At 69.5% G+C, this 22,425-nt stretch carries 15 protein-coding genes; 8 read left to right on the top strand and 7 right to left on the bottom strand.

The genetic code is table 11. The features are described 5' to 3' along the window. Positions 1–53 precede the first annotated feature (53 nt). Complete coding sequence (locus CV755_RS05685) at positions 54–1,412, bottom strand: activator-dependent family glycosyltransferase (protein ID WP_161968596.1); 1,359 nt, start codon at positions 1,410–1,412, stop codon at positions 54–56. A gap of 208 nt (positions 1,413–1,620) precedes the next feature. Between CV755_RS05685 and rfbA the strand changes: the two genes are divergently transcribed. Beyond that, positions 1,621–2,529, top strand: coding sequence for a glucose-1-phosphate thymidylyltransferase RfbA (rfbA, locus tag CV755_RS05680; protein ID WP_109279056.1), 909 nt, complete (start codon positions 1,621–1,623; stop codon positions 2,527–2,529). After that, a complete protein-coding gene (gene rfbB / locus CV755_RS05675; RefSeq protein WP_109279055.1) occupies positions 2,526–3,506 on the top strand; it encodes a dTDP-glucose 4,6-dehydratase in 981 nt (326 codons plus the stop codon). Before rfbA ends, rfbB begins: the two co-directional genes overlap by 4 nt. A 98-nt stretch (positions 3,507–3,604) precedes the next feature. Here the strand turns inward: rfbB and CV755_RS05670 are convergent, their stop codons facing one another. Further along, positions 3,605–4,261: an LmbU family transcriptional regulator gene (locus tag CV755_RS05670; protein WP_193553357.1), complete on the bottom strand. Its 657-nt coding sequence runs from the start codon at positions 4,259–4,261 to the stop codon at positions 3,605–3,607. 599 nt (positions 4,262–4,860) lie between these two features. On the opposite strand from CV755_RS05670, the gene CV755_RS05665 reads away from it, so the two are divergent. From CV755_RS05665 to CV755_RS05640, 5 genes are all read left to right on the top strand, one after another. Beyond that, a complete protein-coding gene (locus tag CV755_RS05665) occupies positions 4,861–5,121 on the top strand; it encodes a hypothetical protein (protein WP_153068582.1) in 261 nt (86 codons plus the stop codon). Between the two features lie 887 nt (positions 5,122–6,008). Then, entirely contained in the window at positions 6,009–6,809 is an 801-nt protein-coding gene (locus tag CV755_RS05655) for a thioesterase II family protein (protein WP_109279052.1), read from the top strand. Between the two features lie 304 nt (positions 6,810–7,113). Continuing rightward, positions 7,114–7,242 carry a hypothetical protein gene (locus CV755_RS36630; RefSeq protein WP_277751782.1) on the top strand — a complete coding sequence of 43 codons (129 nt, stop codon included), beginning with the start codon at positions 7,114–7,116 and terminating at the stop codon, positions 7,240–7,242. A gap of 116 nt (positions 7,243–7,358) precedes the next feature. Next, positions 7,359–8,345 carry an ATP-binding cassette domain-containing protein gene (locus CV755_RS05645; RefSeq protein WP_109279050.1) on the top strand — a complete coding sequence of 329 codons (987 nt, stop codon included), beginning with the start codon at positions 7,359–7,361 and terminating at the stop codon, positions 8,343–8,345. A 35-nt stretch (positions 8,346–8,380) separates the two neighbouring features. Continuing rightward, positions 8,381–9,193: an ABC transporter permease gene (locus CV755_RS05640; RefSeq protein WP_109279244.1), complete on the top strand. Its 813-nt coding sequence runs from the start codon at positions 8,381–8,383 to the stop codon at positions 9,191–9,193. 88 nt (positions 9,194–9,281) lie between these two features. Here the strand turns inward: CV755_RS05640 and CV755_RS05635 are convergent, their stop codons facing one another. The 4 genes from CV755_RS05635 to CV755_RS05620 form a co-directional block, all read right to left on the bottom strand. Continuing rightward, positions 9,282–10,055 (bottom strand): NAD-dependent epimerase/dehydratase family protein, encoded by a 774-nt coding sequence (locus CV755_RS05635; RefSeq protein WP_109279049.1) that lies wholly within the window; start codon positions 10,053–10,055, stop codon positions 9,282–9,284. A gap of 38 nt (positions 10,056–10,093) precedes the next feature. Then, positions 10,094–10,639, bottom strand: a complete 546-nt coding sequence (locus tag CV755_RS05630) for a DUF1707 SHOCT-like domain-containing protein (RefSeq protein ID WP_109279048.1) — start codon at positions 10,637–10,639, stop codon at positions 10,094–10,096. Between the two features lie 126 nt (positions 10,640–10,765). Beyond that, on the bottom strand, positions 10,766–18,829 hold the full coding sequence (locus CV755_RS05625) for a non-ribosomal peptide synthetase (RefSeq protein ID WP_109279047.1): 8,064 nt from the start codon (positions 18,827–18,829) through the stop codon (positions 10,766–10,768). A gap of 65 nt (positions 18,830–18,894) precedes the next feature. After that, positions 18,895–20,115: a cytochrome P450 gene (locus CV755_RS05620; RefSeq protein ID WP_241560993.1), complete on the bottom strand. Its 1,221-nt coding sequence runs from the start codon at positions 20,113–20,115 to the stop codon at positions 18,895–18,897. A 315-nt stretch (positions 20,116–20,430) separates the two neighbouring features. Here CV755_RS05620 and CV755_RS05615 point away from each other — a divergent pair, with 315 nt between their 5' ends. Further along, positions 20,431–20,868, top strand: a complete 438-nt coding sequence (locus tag CV755_RS05615; RefSeq protein WP_153068581.1) for a YidB family protein — start codon at positions 20,431–20,433, stop codon at positions 20,866–20,868. On the opposite strand, the gene CV755_RS05610 is transcribed toward CV755_RS05615, so the two are convergent. Beyond that, a complete protein-coding gene (locus tag CV755_RS05610; protein WP_109279045.1) occupies positions 20,849–22,213 on the bottom strand; it encodes an NDP-hexose 2,3-dehydratase family protein in 1,365 nt (454 codons plus the stop codon). The genes CV755_RS05615 and CV755_RS05610 overlap by 20 nt on opposite strands. Positions 22,214–22,425: the final 212 nt, after the last annotated feature.

Genomic DNA, 22,425 nt, shown 5'->3' with positions numbered 1-22,425 from the left:
GTCCGACGGGCACCCGCGTCACCAACCCAGCGAAGACCGTTTACGGGACGCACTCAGCGCGAGCCGGAGCGGTCCACGATCCGCTCCAGGTCCCGGACGACCTCGGCGGGCGACGGCTGCGCCGCCAGTTCCTCGCCGAGCCGCCCGGCGGCCTCCCGGAACGACGGCTCCTCCAGCAGCCGCACCAGCCGCTCCCGTACCCGCTCCCCGTCCAGGTCCTCCGGGGCGTCCCCCCGGATCCACAGGCCGGCCCCGGACCGCACCAGCCGCGGACCACGCTCCCCCATGTCGGGACAGGCGCTGCCGAGTGCCAGCTGTGGCACCCCATGGGCGATCGCCTCCAGGAACCCGGGCACGCCGCCGTGGTGGATCACGGCCGAGCACGACGGGACGATGGCGTGCAGCGGAACGAACTCCACCATCCTGGTGTTGTCCGGCACCCGCTCCAGTTCCCGCTGGAACCGCTCGGGCAGCGTCACCACCAGCTCGATGTCCAGATCGGCCAGCGCATCCAGCATCCCCTGCATCTGCTCCATGGAAATGGCCTGATGCCTCTCCGCCTGCTCCAGACTGAGTCCGAAGGTGGCGAGCACGCGCCGCCTGGCCGGGTCGCGCCGGGCCCAGTGAGGCACGACCGACGGCCCGTTGTAGGGGATATACCGCAACGGAAGATGCGGCAACGGCGACTCCAGCCGCATCGAACCGACCATCTGCTCGACCGCGAACTGCCCGGTCACCATCTCCTCGGAGAACTCGGCACCGAACTTCTCCGCCCACTCCCCCAACCAGTCCCCCAACGGGTCCTCTCGCTTCTCGGGCGCCTGCTCCGCCCGCACCCGCAGGTAATGCCGCCGCATCCGGCCCACCACGTCGAGTTCGAGCAGCATGCGCCCGTGCGGCGCTCCGACCGCCGTGGCCGCGATGGCGCCCGCGTGGCTCAGCCAGTCCCAGAGCACCAGGTCCGGCTGCCACCAACGGCAGTACTCCACCAGCTCCTCGACCATCGCATCGTTCATGGCCGCCTGGGTCCGCTGCGTCATCTGGTAGCCCCACCGCAGGCGCTCCCAGGTGAGCTCCTCCTCGCGGTTCTCCGACAGGTCGGTCAGAAGATCGCCCCGCTCCGCGAGTTCCTGGACCTTCGCCATCACCTCCGGAACCAGAAGCGCGTCAAGTTTCTCCACGACCGGCTCGTCGGAGCCGACGGGTACCGCCGGCAGACCTGAGGCGGTGACGGCGTCCGTCAGCTCCGGGCCGCTCGCGACGCGGACCTCGTGCCCCGCCGCCTGCAAGGCCCAGGCCAGCGGCACCAGGGCCTGGAAGTGGGTCCGCCAAGGAATACAGGTGAACAGGATTCTCAAGCCGATCAGCCCCTTCAGGAACTCCGCACCCAGCCGGACACGGGAGACCCTCACCCGGCCACCTTGGGCCGGTCTTGGCCCGCGCTTGGTGTCCCGGATCCGGGCGGCACGCTCCAGATCCCCTACGCGGGCCCCGCCGCCCGACTCCCGGTGCCCACCGCGCTCCTCATGGCGTCAGCCCTTCCAAGATGCGCACTAGGTCGGCTTAGGACGGTCCCCCGAAGATGCGAGCACACCGATCACGAGGGGGCTTGAAGAGCGAATGAAAGGCATCATTCTCGCGGGCGGCAACGGCACCCGCCTGCAGCCCCTCACCTTCGCGGGTTCCAAACAGCTCGCGCCGGTCTACGACAAGCCGATGATCTACTACCCGCTCTCCGTGCTCATGCTGGCGGGCATCCAGGACATCCTCATCATCACGCGTGCGACCGACCTCCCCGCCTTCCAAGCCCTGCTGGGCGACGGTCGGCAGCTGGGGCTGTCCATCGACTACGCCACACAGGACGAGCCGCGCGGCATCGCTGACGCCTTCCTCGTGGGGGAGGACCACATCCGCGGCGAGCAGTGCGCGCTGATCCTCGGGGACAACCTCTTCCACGGCGCCAACCTGCCCACCCTGCTGCGGCGCACCGCGCTGAAGATGGGTGGCTGCGTGCTGTTCGGCCACGAGGTCGCCGACCCTGAGCGGTTCGGCGTCGCCGAGATCGACTCGCGGGGCGAACTCGTCTCCATCGAGGAGAAGCCGCAGCGGCCGCGCTCGAACCTCGCCATCCCGGGGATCTACTTTTTCGACGCCCAGGTCACGGACATCGCCAGAGACCTGGAGCCATCCCCCCGGGGCGAGCTGGAAATCACAGACTTGCTGCGCGTCTATCTGAAGAGGGGCACCGCCGAGTTGGTGTGGCTGGGCAGGGGCGTCACCTGGCTGGACACCGGCACCCATGAATCCCTGCTCGAAGCAGGCACATTTGTAAGGGACACGCAGCGCCGGCAGGGCACCCGGCTGGGCTGCATCGAGGAGATCGCCATGCACATGGGGTACATCGACCCGGACGACTGCCAAGCGCTGGGGGCGAGCATGTGCAACTCGCCCTACGGCGAGTACGTCATGGAGCGCGCCCGCCTCTGCCGTGCGGGCATGCTGCCCCCGCTTCCTTCGGAGGCGCTGTGAATCTCCTGGTCACCGGCGCTGCCGGTTTCATCGGCTCCGCTTATGTACGGATGCTGCTCGCGCCCGGCGCGGCGCAGGACTCCGGGGGGTTCCGGATCACGGTGCTGGACAGCCTGACGTACGCCGGCAGCCTGGACAATCTCGACCTCGGCGATCACCGGCTGACGTTCGTCCGGGGCGATATCTGCGACGCCCCCCTCGTCGACAAGCTGATGGGTCAGGCCGACCAGGTGGTGCACTTCGCCGCCGAGTCGCACGTGGACCGCTCGATCGCCTCCGCCGATGCCTTCGTCCGCACCAATGTCACGGGCACCCAGACCCTGCTGGACGCCGCGCTGCGATACGACGTCGACCGCTTCGTGCACGTGTCCACGGACGAGGTCTACGGCTCGGTGGAGAGCGGCGCGCGCACCGAGCAGGACCCCCTCGACCCCAATTCGCCCTACGCCGCCTCCAAAGCGGCCTCGGACCTGCTGGCCCTGTCGTACCACCGCACTCACGGCCTGGACGTGCGGGTCACCCGGTGCAGCAACAACTACGGGCCGCGGCAGTTCCCCGAGAAGATCATCCCGCTGTTCCTCACGAGTCTGCTCGACGGCGGTGACGTACCGCTATACGGCGACGGCCTGAACCGGCGCGACTGGCTGCACGTCGAGGACCACTGCGCGGCCATCGAGCTGGTCCGGGCCGGCGGCGTCGCGGGCCGTGTCTACAACATCAGCGGCGGCATCGAACTGAGCAACCGTGAACTGACCGAACGGCTGCTCACCGCCTGCGGCGCGGACTGGACACGGGTGCGCCATGTCCCGGACCGCAAGGGCCACGACAGGCGCTACTCGATCGACTGCACCAGGCTGCGCACCGAACTGGGCTACAGCCCGCGCCACGACTTCGAGTCCGGGCTGGCCGAGACCTTCGCCTGGTACCGCGACAACCGGGACTGGTGGGAACCGATCAAGCGTCGGCAGAATGCGTGAGAGTACGAGCGGGAAGGACGGGGCGGCGGTCACAAGGCCTCGCGGCGGTCTGCCCGCGTAGACATCCTCGATGACCACGGGCCCCGTCGGTGCGGCGCCTACCTCGCCAGGATCTCCTCGGCCGCGCTGTCCAGCGTGACGAGCACCCACTCCTCGAGATCGATCCCCGCGTGCGATGCGGCACTGTGCCACCGCCGCATGCGGCCGATCGGAACGGCGAGCCGCTGAGTCGGTTCGGTGTCCTGGTCCTCGCCCGCGATTTCGTTCTCCTGTGCAAGACGTACGGCCTTGCGTAATTGCTTGGTGCTCCACTCGTGTGCCTCGCACTGGTCGAGCCAGTGCTCCTGCTCCGCTATCGACAGCGAGGCCACCTCGGCATGGTGCTGAAAGCTGAGAGAGGCCCGACGGCGGTCTATGGCGAAACGACGGGACACCCAGGCGTAGTTGCGCAGTGTCTGATACCGAAGACCCACAGCGCGAATTCCCCGCTCGTAACGATCGCTATAGTGGTCCTTCCCGTATATCAGCCAGTCACCGAGCCACCAGGAAGAGGAATTTATGATTCCCGAAAGCTTTCTTCCGGTGTTCTCCCAGTTCTCGAAGGTCAGTCCGGCGGGGATCTGAAGGCCGACATTCGTCGTGAGTACCTGGCTGCGATGCGGACTGTCGGCGGGCCCCCGCTGCTGCCCCACGACTTCCTCTACATCATTCTGGCGGCGTAATGCGGTTCGTGTATCGGATCGCGGTAGTGCCATGTCCTTCCCCCTAAGAACGTTTGCACGTCACGTGCGAGTCAGGCCGCGCTGGAACGACCTAATCAAAGTGGCTCCAGCCTGGCGCGACGCCTTTGTGACCTGGACAAGTAGAGCCCATGTGATGTGTACCGGGCAAGGGCTCGTCTGACATCGCCAAGCGAGACGTTCCCGCTTGATCGGTCGGCCCGGGCGGGCGCAACAGGAGCCCCACCAGCATGACTTGTACCACCTGTCCTGACGCCGGCCGTCGCACCGAAGCGCCATGGTGGGGCACGCGGGAGCGGTGCTGCTGCGGAAGCTCGCGGGCCGGGTCGGGCTCACGCGGGGCCTGGCGAGCGGCCGGCGGGACGGCGGCTACGTCGCCATGTGTGGACGCTGCTGCGCCTGAGGCCGGGCGGCATTCCCCACCTCACCGTTGCCGGACGGCGCTTGAAGGGCCGCTGCGGGCACCTTCAAGGGCACGTTCGGGTTCCATCCGCCGGCCGGCTGTTGCGCGAACCGACGAGGACGAGGCCGCGATCGCTCAGCTTCCCAAGAGCGCATGGGAGACCTCACCGACACAGGGCGGCGCACTCCAAGCGCGTTACCATGTCGCCGAGTTGAGCGATGCGAACACCCTGAACGGCCGGCCGGAAGGGATGCGGCTGATCGTCCGCCGGCTCCGCCCCTCCCAGCGGCAGCTGAAGAAGCCGACCCTCTTCGAGCAGAAGACCGGCCGACGGCAGATCCAGTTCCTCGACGCCCCGCAGTCTCCGGGCCCGTGGGACCCGGCGCAGCCGCAGTGTCCCGCGACGACCCGCCCTCAACCAGAGGATATGACGGGTAAACCGTCGGACCGATCAGCGACCGAAACGCATTGACGAATCGAGGTGGAACGTCCACCAGGATTCCCGGTCGGCGAGTGAAGCCCATGCGGCCGCATACCGGGGCCCCCTATGGCTGTCCAGTCGCCAGGACAGCGCCTCATGTGCGGCACATCCGTGATCCACTCCGGGCTGACCCTCAGGGCTCGTAGACGCTTTCGCGGGTCTCGCGTCGGCCGGTTTCCTTGTGACGGCGGTGGACCCGGATGGCGGGCTTCGCGTGGACAATAGCGATGCCGCCGGGGTGGTCGCCGACGGCGCAGGTCTTGATCGAGCGGGACTCCCGGCGGCCGTTTCGGTGCTTGAGGCAGTGTGCTGGACGGGAATGTCCCGCCGGGGCAGGGCGGCGAGCCGGTGGTGGGCGGTGGTCCGGTTGGTCTTGATCACGGCGATGGAGTGCGCCTTCTTGGTCTCGACCAGCCGGGCAATGTTCGCCTTGACCAGGTGTGCCCTGGAGTGCCCTGCCGTCGCCGGCCATCACGCTGCAGCGGATGACGGCGGATGCCGGGGGTCACCAGCCGCGTGGATGAGGCGCGTGAGCCCCACTCGGCGAGTTCGTCGCTGCTCTTGGCTCGCTCCCGCCACCACCGCAGCCGCGCACATCAGCACACGGAACTTGCAGCCGCCCTGGCTGATCCTGCGTAAGCTGCTTCGCGAGCAAGTACCCCAGCACCACCGAAAGCCCCGAAGAGCTTCGCGAGCGTCTTCGCGAGTGCCGGGTGCCGGACGTGTCACCGTCCGCAGGCTGCTGGACGGCTGGCTCATTCCCCTGATCGACGCGCTGGAGCCGACCCTCTGGTGCCGGAAGGCCAAGTGGGGCCCGATCACGTGATGTTGAGAACTGCGCACTGGCCCGCATCCATCGACCGGAGAAGGAGCATGGAGTGACGAACACGCGCAGCCGAGGCGCCGCCTCCCGCGGCGGTTGGATACGCCAGTACCACCACCCGAGGGGCGATGCCCCGACCCTCGTCTGCTTCCCGCACGCCGGAGGTTCCGCATCGGCGTACTTCGCCCTGTCGGCCGCCCTCTCCGAGGGAGCCGAGGCGCTGATCGTGCAGTACCCCGGACGGCAGGACCGCCTGGACGAGCCCGCGCTGAAGGATCTGGGAGAGCTGGCGGACGGGGTCGTCGCGGCTCTCGCGCCCTGGACAGGCCGCCCATTGACGTTGTTCGGGCACAGCATGGGGTCCGTCGTGGCCTACGAGGTCGCACGGCGACTGGAGCGGGGCCCGGGGCCCGGTCCGGCCGGGCTCGTAGTCTCGGGCAACATGGCACCGTCGGTCCAGCGGGACCAGGGTGTCCATCTGATGAACGACGAGGAGCTCATGACATGGATGTCGGACCTCGCCGGCACGCCGCCGGCCGTGCTGGCGGACAAGGAGCTCCTGGCCACCATCGCCCCCGCCCTGCGGGCCGACTTCACGGCGCTGGAGACGTATCGCCACCCGGAGGGAAGCTCGGTTGAGTGCCCCATCAGCGGCTACGTGGGCGACCACGATCCGCATGTGCCTCACGACGGCTTCCTCCGCTGGGCCGAGCACACGAAGGCTGAATTCACCGTCCAGGTCTTCGAGGGCGGCCATTTCTACATCGAGGACCAGGTGCAGGACGTGGCCCGGAGCATTCTGCGGGACCTGTCCGCCTTCGTCTCGCGACGCCTGGCGCGACACCCCCTCGCCTGAGCGGGCGGAGGTATCCGATGACCAGCTCAGAGACACCGGACCAGCCTGTCCCGCAAGTGTCGGCCGTCTTCGGCGAACCCGTCACCAGTGACGGAATCACCGTCATTCCGGTCGCCGGATCGGCTTGGCCCGCACCGGCGAAGGCGGCGGGCGGAGTCGGCGCCCTTCCCCGCGGGTACATCGAGATCAAGGACGGCACCGCCGCCTACAGGCCCCTCCGGGCCCCCTGGGTGAAAGTCGCCGTACCGCTCGCCGGCCTCCTGGCGGGAACCGTCGCCTCTCTGCTCGCTCGCAGCCTCGCCAGGTGCCGACCTCGCTGAGCAACCGCAAAGGCGAATCGGGCACCGACATACATACCACCCCTCCGGCGCGCGCGCCGACCGTCGGACACCCGGAGAGCTTCGGCAAATTCAAGACATATCTCGATGATTGACACACGTTATATCGCGTGCCACAGTCCGTGCGTAGGGTCCGACCGCAGGTATCTGTCCGCCCTGTGCCGCCGAGTGCCCACACATGTCCCCAACCCTTTGACCACAGGAGTGCTCTATGCCGGAAGCCATCCATGCCGAGGGCCTGGTGAAACACTTCGGCGACGTACGGGCGGTGGACGGTGTCGACCTGGACGTCCCCCAGGGAACCGTGCTCGGGCTGCTCGGCCCCAACGGTGCCGGCAAAAGCACCACCGTACGGATCCTGACCACCCTGCTCACGCCTGACGCCGGGCACGCGACCGTGCTCGGAGCGGATGTCGTCAAGGACCCGGACACAGTGCGCCGCTCGCTCGGCATGGCGGGGCAGTTCGCCGCGGTCGACGAGTTCCTCACGGGGCGGGAGAATCTGCAACTGATCGGCCGGCTCTATCAGTTGAGGAAGCGCGACGCGGTCGCCCGCGCCGAGGAGCTGCTGTCGCTGTTCGACCTCACCGACGCCGCCGACCGGACCGCCAAGACCTACTCCGGCGGCATGCGGCGCCGTCTCGACCTCGCGGCGGCCATGCTCATGAAGCCGGCGGTGATGGTCCTCGACGAGCCGACCTCGGGCCTGGACCCCACGAGCCGCCGGGTGCTGTGGGACGTCATCCGCGCGATGGTCGCCGACGGTACGACGCTGCTGCTGACCACGCAGTACCTGGAAGAGGCCGACCAGCTCGCCGACTCGATCTGCGTTATCGACCACGGCCGTGTGCTCGCCTACGGCACGAGTGACGAACTCAAGGCGCGCGTCGGGAACGAGCGGGTCGAGCTGGTCCTCCCCGAGGGGGAGGACCTCACCGGCGCCGGCCTGGTGATGGCCTCGGAGGGCCAGGGCGACGTGTCCATCGAGGAGCAGGCCCGCAAACTGATCGTCCCGGTCTCGGACGGTGCCCGCTCGCTGGGCGGCATCATCCGCAGGCTGGACGAACTGGGCGTCCCCTTCGACGACATCGCCCTGCGCCGTCCGACCCTGGACGACGTATTCATCGCCCTCACCGGTCGCTCCGCCGAGACCGACGAGGCAACTGAGGACGTTCGAGTGAAGGAGTCCGTCAAGTGACCGTCCTGTCCCCGCCGCCCGCCGTCCGGCCGCCCATGGCGGGCGCCATCGGCCAATCCGTCCGCGACTCGTTCATCATCGCCAAGAGCGGACTGATCAGGGTCAAGCGTGCGCCGGGCATGATCTTGTTCTTGCTGATCCAGCCGACGATCTTCATCGTGATGTTCACCTTCGTGTTCGCCGGCTCGGTCAACATCGGCGGCACCACGGACCGTGCGGGCTTCCGTGAGTTCAACGTGGTCGGCATCATGGCCCAGACCGTCATCTTCTCCGTCATCGCGACCGCCGCGGGCATCGCCGACGACATGCGCAAGGGACTCGTAGACCGGTTCCGCTCGCTGCCGATGGCACGCGGCGCGGTGCTCACCGGCCGCACCCTGTCCGACGCGGTGGCGCTCGCTCTCACCCTGGTGGTGCTGGGCTGCGTCGGAGCGGCCGTCGGCTGGCGCTTCCACGAGGGCATTCCCAAAATGCTGGCCGGCTTCGCGCTGATGTTCCTGCTGGGCTACGCCTTCACCTGGGTCGGCGCACTGACCGGACTGGCCGCACGCTCCCCGGAGACGGCGTCGTCGGCTCCCATGCTGTGGCTCCTGCCGGCGTCGTTCATCTCCAACGCCTTCGTGGACCCCACTCGGATGTCGACCCCCGTGCGGTACATGGCCGAATGGAATCCGTTCAGCGCCACCGTGCAGGCCGCCCGCACATTGTTCGGCAATCCGGGTACCGGTGCACGGGACGCATGGCCGATGCAGCACCCGATCGGGGCGTCGCTGATCTATTCGATCGTCATCATCGTCGTATTTCGCACCTTGGCCGTGCGGAAGTACCGGCGCACCGCCACATCCTGACGGACCGGCATCGCGCCAACGACGAGAGTGAGGCGAGGGACGGATCCGCGGATCCGTCCCTCGCCTCACTCTCGTCGTTGGCGCGGAGTCATCCGTCCCCAATCGGCCGCTGCGCGTAGTAGGGCACATAGGTGTCCAGGAGGTCGTCCAGATAGCTCTGCGCGCTCCACAGCCCGGGGCGGAAGTCCGGAACGTAACCCCGGAGCCGGCGGATCGAGATGCGGGTGACCGCCGTGTCGCCAGGAATGCACGTCCGGACCGCGCTCGTGCCCAGCCGCTTCTCGATGCCGTCCAAGATCGCCTCGACATGCTGCGGCGCCCCGGACGCCATGTTCAGAACCTCGTCCCGCACGCCTTGGTCGAACAGTCGCCCGATGGCATCGACAAGGTCGTCCACGTCCAGCAGGTCCCGGTGAGCGCCCTTCTGCACTCGCACGGCACCAGCCCGTACCTGCCGCATCAGTCCGGGCAGCAGCTGGTGGGCTCGTTGGTGCCGGCCCACCACATGACTCAGCCGCAGGATCAGGTAGGGGACTCCCGACTCGCGGATCACCGACTCGAGCGCCAACTTGTTTCTGCCGTAGCCCGAAGGCGGAGCCACCAGATGGTCTTCTTCGGCACACAGGGCGCCGGTGGACCCGTACACGGCGAAGGAGGCCGAGGAGAAGAACAGCACCGTCCGACGCCGGTCCCTGCACTCGCGCAGCACCTCATGCACCAGCCGGGCCTCCCGGACGAACTCCTCGGGTGCGACGGTCGCATGGCTGGAGACGCCGGCTGCGATCGCGGCGACTTCGGGCAACCGCTCCGTGAAGGCTTCCGACAGACACCGGGCGAGAAAGCCGTTGCCGATGATGTGCACGTTACTCCAACCCTTCGGCTAGGAACCCATGAGGCGGATCAGCGGAGCAACGCGTGACGGACCGTCAATTTCCGCATGCCGACGGTCCCATGGATCCGGATCCGCGGCCCACCGGAACCGGAGAACCTTCCGGGCTTGTAGGACAGGCCCTTCCATCCGGTCTCCATGTCCTTGAGGTCCACGACCGAGCGCCGCGGCACGATGATCCGGACGCTTCCCACGCCGACCAGGACCTCGAGGTCTACGACCGGATGCTCGATGATCGCCCGGGACAGGTCCACGTACACCCTGGCGAGCGGCGAGGCGACCGTGAGTTCCTCGGGCACCCGCCAGCGACCGCGCCGGAAGATCACTCCGCTCACCGTGGCGATCGTGAACCGGTCATCCGGGTTCTGTACCGGAAGCCCGGCCACGGCCACATCGAGCTGGCCCCGCGTTTGGGAGCTCAGTACCTGTTCCAGGCACTGGTCCAGCTGCTGGTGCGTGAGCTGTCCCTTCGCATACGCGTTCTTCAGTAACTGTGCGGCCCGGTCTCGGTCATCTTCGTCGATGAGTGCGTTCGGGTCCTTCGGCCGGGAAGCCATACCGTCAACTCCGATGTTGTGTAAGTGAATTATCCGCACCTCTTCCAAAGAGCAGACTCTCACAACAAGACCTCACCGGGCCGACTCGGGCCCGGGCCGTACGATCGGACCAGTCAGGCGGACCAGTCAGGCCCCGCTCTCCGTGCTCCTCCGGCGCAACAGCGGCGAACGGGCCTTCGGAGCATTCTCGACGATGCGCGCCAGCGCCGCGACGTCGGGGGCCCCGTACACCTCGTTGATGAGCACCCTGACCCCCAGCTTTCTACTGATCCGGCCGGTGAGGCCGGATGCCAGCAGTGAATCACCGCCCAGATCGAAGAAATTGTCGTCGGCACCTACCTGGTCGATCTGCAGGACATCCGCGATCAAGGCACACAGCTCCCGCTCCGCCCAGGTGCGCGCGGGCGTGAAGTCGCCGCGCGGGCGCCCGGGTTCGGGCAGCGCGTTCCGGTCCAGCTTGCCGTTCTGATTGAGCGGCAGCGCCTCGAGCAGGGTGTAGGCGGACGGCAGCATGTACTCCGGCAGAACCTCCCGCAACCCGGTCCGCACGTCGTCGAGCAGTGCCTCCCGGCCGGACCACCGTTGCGGGACCGGCGCCGCCGCGGCTCCGGGACCCGGGTCCGCGCTGCGGCCGTCATCGCGCCGGGCATAGACGTTGTAGAGGACCGTGTTGTGCAGCAAGCTGTCGGCCTGTTCGCACACGACCTCGAAGCCGTGGTCCTTCAGGAGCGCCTCGACCTCCGCCAACCTGCCGTCGATGTCGTGGAGTTCGATGGCGAGCTGTCGGATCCTCGGCCAATGCTCCGGGCGGATGCCCTTGAGGACCTCGTGCTCGGCACCCTCCACGTCGATCTTCATCAGGTCGATCCGGTCAAGGGCTTCCTGCTCGATGATCTCCGAGAAGGTGCGCACACGGCAGGTGAACGCCCGGCTCTCCAGGCGGGACTCGACGACCTCGTCGATGAGGTCCTCCGCAGCGGCACCGGGCCGCGCGCCGTCCGCCGGCTTCGCCTTGTTGCGCAGGAAGGCGCGCACCAGATCGCGCGCCTCGGGCGCGGTCCTGGCACGGGTGGAGTTGACGGTGTTGTGCGGATAGAAGGTGAAGATCTCCTCCTGCGCCTTCGACCCCAGCCCGCAGTCGAACAGCTTGGCATTGAGGCCGTGGAGCTCGACGTTGCGGCGCAGCGAGTCATGCAGCGGGGGGAGCGGTTCGAAGGCGTAGAGGCGGCCGTCCGGGTTGCGGCTCGACGCGAACAGGGTGAACAGGCCGATGTTGGCGCCGACGTCGACGATCGTGTCGCCGTTGTCGATGGTGATGCCGCCGCGCAGGTACTCCTCGCGTGTGAATATCTCGTCGTAGACGAAGTCCGTTTCGCTCTTGTTGTGGTGGAACACCGTCATGCCGTTGGGCAGTTCGCGGAGCGGCGGGTGGGTGTCACCCGCGGAGCGTTCCAGACGGAGCAGTTCGCGCACCGCCGGTGCGCGGTCCGCCGCGGGGACGACGTAGGCCACCAGGCGCTTGTCCCCGTCACCGTGGTCGCGCACCACGACCCGCGCGTCCTGCACCGCCGGGTGTTCGGTGAGCCGGGCCTCGATCTCCCCCAGCTCGATCCGGAACCCGCGGACCTTCACCTGGTCGTCGTTGCGCCCCACGTATTCGAGGGTTCCGTCACACTGCCACCGGACCAGGTCCCCGGACCGGTACATCCGTGCGCCCGGCTCCCCGGCGAACGGGTCCGCGAGGAAGCGCTGGGCGGACAGTCCCGGCCGGTTCAGGTACCCGCGCGCCACACCCGCGCCGCCGACGTACAGCTCACCGACGACGCCGACCGGCGTGGGCCGCAGGTACCGGTCGAGCACATAGGTACGCATGTCCGGCAGGCGCCGGCCGACCGGGCTGACGACCCGGTCCGCGTCGGCGCCGGTCAGGAGGTGGCAGGTGGTGTGCACCGTGGTCTCGGTGATGCCGTACATGTTCACCAGCCGGGTGTCCCGGTTGACCGCGCGCCGCATCCACGGTCTGAGCAGCTTGGGGTTCAGTGCCTCACCACCGAACACCACGACCCGCACGGCGTGTTCCACGCCGTCCTCGCCCTGGGCCGCGATCAGCTGGTGGAAGGCCGTCGGCGTCTGGTTCAGCACCGTCACACGCTCGGAGCACAGCAGCCGGTGCAGGTCCTTCGGGCTGCGGGCGACCTCCCGCGGCACCACGACCAGAGTGCCGCCATGCAGCAGCGCACCCCACATCTCCCACACCGAGAAGTCGAAGGCGGACGAGTGGAGCAACGCCCACACGTCCTGCCCGTCGAAACCGAAGTACTCCCGCGTGGTGGTGAACAGCCTTACCACGTTGCGGTGTTCGACCTTGACGCCCTTCGGGGTGCCCGTCGAACCCGACGTGTAGATGACGTAGGCCGCATGGGCGGGCCGGACACCGGTGCCCGGCAGGTCCTCGGCCGACAGCCCGCTCCACCGGTCGGTGTCCGCGCGTACGTCGACGACCGGGATCGGCGCTGCGGCGGGGTCCTGGTCCGAATCCGAAGGGGCGTCGGTCAGCAGGAGGCGCGGCGCGCTGTCGCGCAGGACGAGGGCCGTCCGGTCGGCGGGGGACGCGGGGTCGATCGGTACGTACGCGCCGCCGGCCTTGAGCACGGCGAGCACGGCGACCACCAGGTGCTCGGTCCGGTCCAGGCGCAGTGCGACCAGGACCTCCGGCCCGACGCCCAGGTCCCGCAAATGGCGGGCCAGGCGGTTGGCGCGTGCGTTCAGCTCCCGATACGACAGTCTGCGGTCCCCGGCGGTGACAGCGACCGCGTCCGGGGTGGCGGCGGCCACTTCCTCGAACCATTCGTGGACGCACCGGTCCGGCCCTTCCGCCGCCGGCGCCTCGTTCCGCTCCGCCAGGACCTGGCGGCGTACGTCGTCGCTCAGGACGGGCAGTTCGAGAGCGGGGCGCTGCGCGGTCCGGTCGGATTCGAGGGCATCGGCGAGTCGCGCCACCGAGGTCTCGAGGTAGTCGATGACGGACCCCGGGTCGTAGGGCAGGCCGGCCCGCCCCTCGACGGCAAAGCGTCCGTGGCGGTCGCTGATCGCCGCTTCCACGGGTTGGGCGCGCTCGTCGTCCACGGCGCTCCAGTTCGCGTGCGGGCCCCGGAATTCGAGGATCGCGTCGAACCGCAGGGGGTGAGCGGGGCGGTCGGACCCGCGCAGTTCCCGGTCCATGGTGTGCACCAGGTCCCGCACGCCCATCCCGGTCAGCTCGACCCGCACGGGCCGGTCCTCGCCGACCGCGGTGCTGCGGAAGCTCACGTCCGCGCGCCCGCTGAACATCGAGACCGCCAGGGCCCAGCCCGCGTGGAAGAGCGCCGCCGGGTCGGTCCGGAGCTGCTGCGCACACCTGCGGACCCGGTCGCCGAGGACGGGGTCGAGGTCCCGGCTCCGGACGGGGCGCCCGGCGTCCCCGTCGGCCGTCAGCTCTCCTGCGGGCTCCTCGACGACCAGGTCGCCGAGCGGCGTCCGTACGTCTGCGGCGAGCCGTTCGAGAACCCGCCCGTACAGTGCGGCGACCTCCTGCGCGTACTCCCGGTCGAGCAGTTGCCGCTGGTACTGCATGTTCAGCCGCAGCCGGTCACCGTCGGGGTGGGCGAACACGGTCACGGGGAAGTGGCTGAGGGAGTGCAGGCCGATGCCGGTGACGGCGAAGCCCGCCGCGTCGGCCGCCTCGGCCGCGGCCTCCCTGTCCAGCGGGAAGGACTCGAAGCCGATGACGGTGTCGAACAGCGTCGGCAGCCCGGTGGCGCTCTGGATCTCACCGAGACCGCACGGAGGGCGGCCCAGCAGGGTACCCTGCCGCTGCTGCAGCTGCTCCAGCAGCTGTGCAGCGGTCTCCCGCGGGTCGCAGGTGACCCGTACCGGCACGGTGTTGATGAAGGTTCCGACCATGCGGTCCGCATCGGGCAGCTCAGCGGGCCGCCCCGCCACCGCGGCGCCGAACACCACGTCCCGGCGGCCGGTCAGATGGCCGAGAACGACGGCCCAGGCCCCCTGCACCAGGGTGTTGAGGGTGACCCCGATTCCGGCGGCCCGGTCCGGCAGCGCCAGGGCCGCGGCCGTCGAGAGCGGGACATCGACACGGTCGATGCCCGCCGCCGAACCGGCGGGGACGGTGCCGGCCGTGAGCAGCGACGGCTCCGTCAGGCCCGCCAGCTCCCCTGCCCAGGCCCGGGCCGCCTCCTGCGTGTCCTGCCGGCCCAGCCAGGCGAGGTAGTCGCGGTAGCTGGGGGCCGGAGGCAGCGCGGCGGCGCCCCGGTCGGCGTAGAGCCGCATCAGGTCCTGCGCCAGCAGGGGCAGGCACCAGCCGTCCAGGGTGGCATGGTGGCCCGACAGGATCAGCGCATGGCGGTCCTCGGCCAGCGTCAGCAGCGACATACGCAGCACGGGTGGCACCGCAAGGTCGAAGCGGACCGTCAGATCGCTCGACAGGAACTGCCGGTAGGCGCTGTCGCGCATGGCGTCGCCGAGGCTGCTCAGATCGAGGTACTGCCAGGGCAGCTCAACGCCGTCCACGACGAACTGGACGAGGGTGCCGTCGGGGCCCGGCGCGTAGGCGGCCCGCAGGCCGGGGTGCCGGTCGAGCAGGGCCTGTGCGGCGGCGCGCAGCTGTGCGGGGTCGACCGGCCCGGACAGGCGAAAGGTGTACTGGACCTGGTAGGTGTCGACCTCGGCGGATGTCTCGTGCTCCATCAGCGAGTGCACCAGCAGCCCCTGCGGAAGCGGCGCGAGAGGCCAGACGTCGGACAGGCCGGGATAGTGCTGCTGCCAGTCGTCGAGTTCCTGCTGGGTGACGCCGGACAGGAGCACGTCCGACGGTGTCAGGCCGCCCGCGCCGGTCCGGACGGCATGCCCGGATATCGCGTTGAGCGCCAGGCCCCACAGGTCCGTCAGCTCCTGCGTCTCCGCGGCGGTGAGGACGGTTCCGGAGCCGGTGAACACGGCTTCGAGGCGCGGCCCTTCGGGGGTTTCGACCACGGCGGTCCGGACCGCGAGGTCGACATCCGCGCCGGCGTCCGGTGCCGCGGGCACGGTCCATCCCTCGGCCGCAGTGAACCCACCGGGCAGGTCCGCGGCGGGGGCCGGGAAGCGGCCCAGGTGGGCGAAGGAGATCCGGCCGCTCGCGGACCGCTCCAGGACGGCAGCGGTCCCGGAGTTGAGGTGGCGCAGAAGGCCGTAGCCGATCCCCTGGTCGGGCAGGGCACGCAGCTGCTCCTTCACGGCCTTGACGGCGGTGCCCGCGGCGGGTCCGCCAGCGAACGCCTCTTCCAGGTCGATTCCGGTCACGTCCAGGCGTACCGGGGTGGTACCGGTCAGCCGGCCGACGGTCCGGGACGGATCGACCCCGACCACCTCGGCCGCCGCCCGGCCGTACTCGTCCAGGCGGATCAGCACGGACGACGCGTCGGCGCCGGATGCCGCCCGCCGCTTCGCCAGGGCCAGCGCGAGCGCCGTCAGCAGACCGTCCTCGGCCCCGCAGCGGAAGGCGGACGGGAGAGCGGTCAGGAGGGTGTCGGTGACGGAGGCCGGGAGCAGGAGCCGAGCGCCGACCGGTGCGGGGGCCGCGCCGTCGGCAGGGCCGGGGCGGCGCGCACCTACGGCGGGGTCGGGCCCGTCGGCGCCGGCGAGCCACGCGTCCAGCTCGGCCACGCGTGCGGGCCGGTGCGCCTCCTCGGTCAGGGCACGGGCGACTGACTGCAACGGTGCGGAGACCGGGGGCAGTTCGGGGTCCCGGCCGGTCCGGAGCTGTTCCCCTGCGGCGAAGAGGTCGGCGAGGAGGACACGCCAGGAGTGGGCGTCCACCAGGAGGTGGTGCAGGACGATCAGCAGTCGCCCCGCGCCGCGGCTGCCCGCGTCGAACCAGGTGAACCGCGCCACCGAGCCGGCCGCCGGGTCCAACCGCGCGGCGGCGGCCTTGAGTTCGGTCCACAGCAGGCGATTCCACTCATCGGCCCGCTCGGTGCCCGCAGCGGCCTCCCACGGGGCGTCCGCGGCGACGCGGTGGATCAGGGAGTCCGCGGTCACCGAGCCCGGCGGGGCCACGACGAGCCCGCCTCCGTCGGTTTCCGTCAGGCGGACGCGGAGCATGTCGTGATGGTCGATCAGCGCGGCCAGGGCGGCGGCCAGCCCGGTCCGGTCCATGCCGTCGGGAAGGTTCAGGAGCATCGCCTGGCAGTGTCGCGCGGCATCGAGCCCGAGCTCGTGCAGGAGGTGGGTCGCCGGGAGGTGCGGCAGCCGCCCCGCTCCCCCGTCGGTTGGTTCCGTGGCAGGGCCGGGTTCCGCCGCGCCGATCGCGTCGGCGAGGGCGGCCACCGTGCGGGACTCGAAGATCTGCCGGAAGGAGACCTCCACTCCCCGTGCCCGTGCCTGTGTGGCAACCCGCATGGCCTGGATGCTGTCTCCGCCCAGCGACAGGAAGTCGTCGTCGATGCCGACCCGGGCGAGGCAAAGCACCTCGGCGAAGGAGTCGGTGAGCACCTCCTCGACCGGGGAGCGGGGCGCGCGGTAGTCCGCCCTGCGGAACTGCGGCCGGGGCAGCGCCGCCCGGTCCGCCTTGCCGTTGGGCGTCAGCGGCATCTCGTCGACGACCATGATCGTTCCGGGCACCATGCCCTCCGGCAGCCGCCGGGCCAGGAACGCGCGGAGCTCGGCCGCGCCGAGTCCCGGCCCCAGGCTGAGCTGGCCGGCCCCGCCGACGGGCTCGGACCGCTGGGTCCCGGTGTCGGCCGCCGGCACCACGAAGCCGACCAGCTGCTTGCCCCCGGTGCCGCTGTCATGGAGCACGACGGCTGCCTGACGGACCCTCGGATGCCTCGCGAGGACCGCCTCCACCTCGCCGAGTTCGATCCGCTGTCCCCGCAGCTTCACCTGGTCGTCGCTGCGGCCCAGATACTCCAACTGCCCGTCGGCGCCGACCCGGGCCACGTCGCCGGTGCGGTACATCCGTCCGCCCGCGGGGCCCAGCGGGTCGGCCAGGAACCGGGTCGCGGTCTGGGCCGGACGTCCCAGGTATCCGCGGGCCAGCCCCGGGCCCGCCAGGTACAGGTCACCGGCCTGCCCATCGGCGACCGGCGCGAGTCCCTCGCCGAGCAGGTACGCACGGGCGTCCGTCATCGCCGTGCCGATCGGCACCGCCCCGTCGCGGAGCGGTCCGCCGAACGTGGCCCACACGGTGGCCTCGGTCGGACCGTACGCGTTGAACAGCCGCCGACCGACGCCCCATTCGCCCACCAGGGCGGGGGTGCTCGCCTCCCCTCCGACCACCAGGACCCGCAGGTGGTCCAGGACTGCCGCGGTGCCTGCGGGCAGCGTGGCCAGGACGCTCGGGGGCAGCGTCGCATGCGTCACCTCGCGCTCCGCCAGGAGCGCGGCCAGCTCCTCACCCACCAGTTGCTCCTGCGCCGGGACGACGAGCAGGGCCCCCGTGGTCAGTGCCGTCACCAGGTCCCACACCGACATGTCGAAGCTGAGCGCCGCGTACTGCAGCACTCGGGCGCCCGCACCCGCGTCGAGTTCACCGACGCGCACGGCCTCGGCCCGCAGTGCAGCGAGCCCCAGGTGCGTCACCGTCACCCCCTTGGGCCGGCCCGTGGAACCCGAGGTGTAGATGACGTACGCGGCGTCGGCCACGCTCAGCGGCGCGACCCGGTCCCGGTCGACCGGGTCCGACTCCGGCGCACCACGCCGAGCCGCCACGGTCTCCGGCGCGTCCACGACCAGTACGTCCGCGTCGAGCCTCGCGGGCAGCCCCGCGGCGGCGGCTCGTGTGGTGAGCACGGCCGCCGGAGCGGCATCGGCCGCCATGTACGCGATGCGCTTCTGCGGATGGCCCAGATCCCAGGGCAGATAGGCCGCGCCGGCCTTCATGATGCCGAGCAGCGCCGCGATCTGCTCGACCGAGCGCGGCATCGCCAGGGCCACCGTCTGCTCCGGGCCGATGCCTCGGCCGATCAGCCAGTGTGCGAACCTGTTCGCCGACGCGTTCAGCTCCCGGTATGTCCAGACCGTGTCGGCGCACTCGACAGCCGGGTTCAGCGGCACCTCCCGTACCCGTGCCTCGAACAGCTCGGTGAAGGTGGCCGGAGGAACAACCGTCCCGGCGAACGGCACGTCAGCGGACGATCCTCGTGGGTCGCTCACGAATTCTCCAGAGTCTCGGGACGATAAAGGGGATCGAGGGCTGCCTGGACAAAGGGAATCGGGGGCTACCCGGCTGAGCTCAAGGAGACCGGCAGACTGCTGTATCCGTGCAGGAAGTTGGAGTGGATGGGCCTGGCCGGGCCGTTCGGCACGGCCTCGGCGACATGGGTGCGCAGGGCGGAGAGCATGGCGGCGATCTCGGCCCGGCCCAGGTAGGCGCCGGGGCAGAAGTGCGGCCCGTAGCCGAACGCCACATGTCTGTTGGGAGTGCGGCCCAGGTCGAAGGAGCTGGGGTCGGCGAAGAGGTCCTCGTCGTAGTTGGCCGAACTGTTCCAGAGCGTGACGACGTCACCGGCACGCAGGAGCCGGCCCCCGATCTCGACGTCCTCGCGGACCCGCCGACCGAAGTGCATGGCGGGACTGACCCAGCGCAGCACCTCTTCCACGGCCTTTTCCACGGTGACCTCCCCGGACTTGAGCCGCCGCCACTGCTCCGGGTGCTCCATCAACGCGCGCATGCCGCTGATCATCGAGAGCCTGCTGGTCTCGTCGCCGCCGATGATGATGCTGTAGCAGTTGAAAATGATCTCCTGCTCAGTGAGCGGCTCGCCGTTGATCGTGCTGGTCGTGAGGACGCTCAGCACGTCGTCGCGCGGGTCCTTGCGCCGCACCGCGGCCAACTCCGCGAAGTAGAAGAGCAGTTCGTTGCGGGCGACGATCGCCTCGTCCGCGCAGCTGCCCTCGTCCTCGGCGCTGAGCGCCTTCTTCGTCAGGTCCAGCAGCTCGTCGCGGTCGCCGGCCGGCACCCCCAGCAGGTCGGCGATGGTGGCCATCGGTATGTGCTCCGCGACGTCCCTGGCGAAGTCGCAGTCCCCGGCCTCGACAGCGCTCCGCACCAGCCGGTCCGTGCGCTCCCGCACTCCGGCGACGACCGGTTCGAGCATCCGGGGCGCGAACGCCTTCAGCATCAAGTTGCGCAGTTCGGAGTGGCGTTGGCCGTCCGTGACGGCGAGCATCCTGCCCGCGGCCGAGTCCCCGCCCTCCAGCAGGGTCGCCAGCACATTGCCGGACTCGGAGGTGAAGCGCTTGTTGTCCCGGTAGACCTCCATCACGTCACGGTGGCGCGAAAGCACCCAGAAGCCGGGCACGGCACGGCCCTCCACCTCGTGCCAGTGGACCGGACTCGCCGACCGGAATCCGCGCCACATCTCCACGAGTTCGGCATCGGGCGCAAGGAAGGTATGCGGGTCGGTAAGGTCGGCGCACTCAACAGTCAGGGTGGTCACGATTGTTCTCCCGCCTTTTCCTGGCACTGGGAAATCACAACGGATTCCGGGATTCGTCAACTGTGCGCGACAGCTACGCGGACTGTAATGCAGTCGGCCCCGAACCCATTGGCCCGGATCCGCCCCGCTCCCCCGGTGTCCGGTCGCCAGGACAGTCCTGTGTATCGCGGAATTCCTCCGGGGCGTACGCAAGGGGCTGCAACATCAGCCTTGCCCGACAAGACCCTCAGTGGGACCATCGTCGGGCGGTTCACCGCCCGACGATGGGCTGGCCGATTTCTCCGAACCGCCCATTCCAAACTCCATGGAGTCTACGTGACCGAGAATCTGTCAACCCCTGCCGGGCAGAGCGAAGAAGGCGCATCCGAAAACCTCGACGGCTATTACTGCGTCGCCGTGATACCCGAACCGGGCAGCACGGAGACGAGTGAAGAAGCGTTCTCCCGAGCCGAATCCCAGGGGCTCATGATTCCGCTCTCACAGGTGTACCAAGCCAAGTCCTGGGTTTCAACCGGCCCCAACACGCCGCTCCTGCGGCAGGACGTGGTAAACGGCATCGGCCTGGACAACCTCCAAGCCCTCGCAGAGGCCTCGGGAATTCCGGTCGACGACATCGTCGCCGAGGCGATCGAGAAGCTGCCGGCACTGGTGGACAGCGCTTCTCCGCGAGGCACTCTGATCGTCGATCCCGAGAACCCGCCGACGGTCGGTCTGGGAATCGCGAAGATCCTCCTCACGAAGATCTCCGAGTAGCACCACAGCCCGCCCGCTGCACCTCGAGCGTGTTCAGGCACAACAGCAGAGTACGAGCCTGTGCGCTGACGTAGTGGCTGTACCGGGTGAACGCGGCGAGCTGGTCGCGGGAGACCCAGCGGAACCCGGGCGGTTCCTTCAGGGGCGCCTCACTCTCTGTGGCCTCGATGACGAGGTACCGGCTCACCGCGTTGAGGAAGCGGCCTCCCTCCTCCGAGTGCAGCGCCGAGTAGCGGATCCGCGCCGGCGCGGCGGACCTCACCAGGTCCAGGAAGGGCGGCCGCTCCCCCGCGGGCAGGTGGCCGTGGTTGCGCGGCACACACTGCACGGTGGGACCGAACTCGGCGTCGGAGAAGCCGGCCTCCGCGCGAGCACTGACCAGGACATGCGGCACGCCGCCGAAGGTGCGGGTCAGGAACGCGACGACACCCAGGCCGTTCGGTTCGAGGAGCGGCTGGGTCCACTCGCGCACCTCTCGGTTGCCTGCCCGCACCGACACGGCCATGACGCGGAAGTACCGTTCGTCGTCACGGTGGATGGAGTACTCGTCGCGCGTCCAGCCCGGGATGTCGGCGAGCGAGACCGGCGCCCCGGTGATCGGGGTGAGCGACCGCCACGCGGCGAGCCACGACAGCAGTTCCGTGTCGGAGTGCAGGGCGAAGGAGGCACCGGCCCCGTACAGGCCGGCCAGGGCCGAGCGGGCGTCGAAGTTCACCGTGTTGTCGTGGCCCAGCAGTTCATGGATCTGCCCCAGGGTGAGCCAGCGGAAGTCCTCGTGCTCGGGGACCGGCTCCGTCACCTCCACGACCATGTTGCGGTTGCGCTTGCGGCGGAACCACGAGCCGTGCTCGCTCTGCAGCACGTCCGACAGGATGCGGCCGCGGGACGGGTCGGTGAAGTATTCCAGGTAGCGTACGTCCGCGCCCTTGTGGATCTTGGTGTAGTTGCTGTATGTGGCCTGCACGGTGGGCGAGATCTGCACCAGCCCGGGATTGCCCGGCTCCATCTTGGCCTGCATGAGAAAGTGCAGAACCCCGTCGAACTCCCGCGCGAGAACACCCAGGATGCCGACCTCGGGCTGGGCGATGACGGGCTGGTGCCAGCTCGTGCGGTCGGGCTGCTCACCCACGCTGACGCGTAGCCCCTGAACGGTGAAGAACCGCCCGCTGCGGTGCACGAGGTTGCCGGTCTCCGGCGAGAAGGACCAGCCGTCGAGCTCCTCGAACGGGATGCGCCGCACCTTGAAGCCGACCTCCTTGCGGCGCCGTTGCACCCACGCGGTGATGTCCTCCACGGACTCGCCGCGCAGTTCGGCCGCGGACCGCGCGATGCGCTCGGGCAGCACGGGATCCTGGCGATCCGTGAGCTGCGGCCGAACCTGACTGTCCTTCGCACTCTGCAACGCCTGCTCCTCACCAGGTCGATGATGCCGTCGGCATCGGTCTGCCCTGCGGCGAGTGTGGGCGGTACGGCTTGGGCCGATCTAGGCCCGCCCTTGCGGAGCCGGAGATCGGCGGACCCCGGCGGCCGGGCAAGAGCGGCCCAAGGCCCGCTTTA

This window comes from Streptomyces orinoci (assembly GCF_003121295.1).
GTDB lineage: Bacteria > Actinomycetota > Actinomycetes > Streptomycetales > Streptomycetaceae > Streptomyces > Streptomyces orinoci.
This window is presented reverse-complemented; position numbering and strand designations above follow the sequence as displayed.

Bases quoted from the DNA above. Each gene is read 5' to 3' on its own strand.
- rfbA (WP_109279056.1), top strand. From the start codon at position 1,621: ATGAAAGGCATCATTCTCGCGGGCGGCAACGGCACCCGCCTGCAGCCC.
- CV755_RS05670 (WP_193553357.1), bottom strand. From the start codon at position 4,261: ATGGCACTACCGCGATCCGATACACGAACCGCATTACGCCGCCAGAAT.
- CV755_RS05645 (WP_109279050.1), top strand. From the start codon at position 7,359: ATGCCGGAAGCCATCCATGCCGAGGGCCTGGTGAAACACTTCGGCGAC.
- CV755_RS05640 (WP_109279244.1), top strand. From the start codon at position 8,381: ATGGCGGGCGCCATCGGCCAATCCGTCCGCGACTCGTTCATCATCGCC.
- CV755_RS05630 (WP_109279048.1), bottom strand. From the start codon at position 10,639: ATGGCTTCCCGGCCGAAGGACCCGAACGCACTCATCGACGAAGATGAC.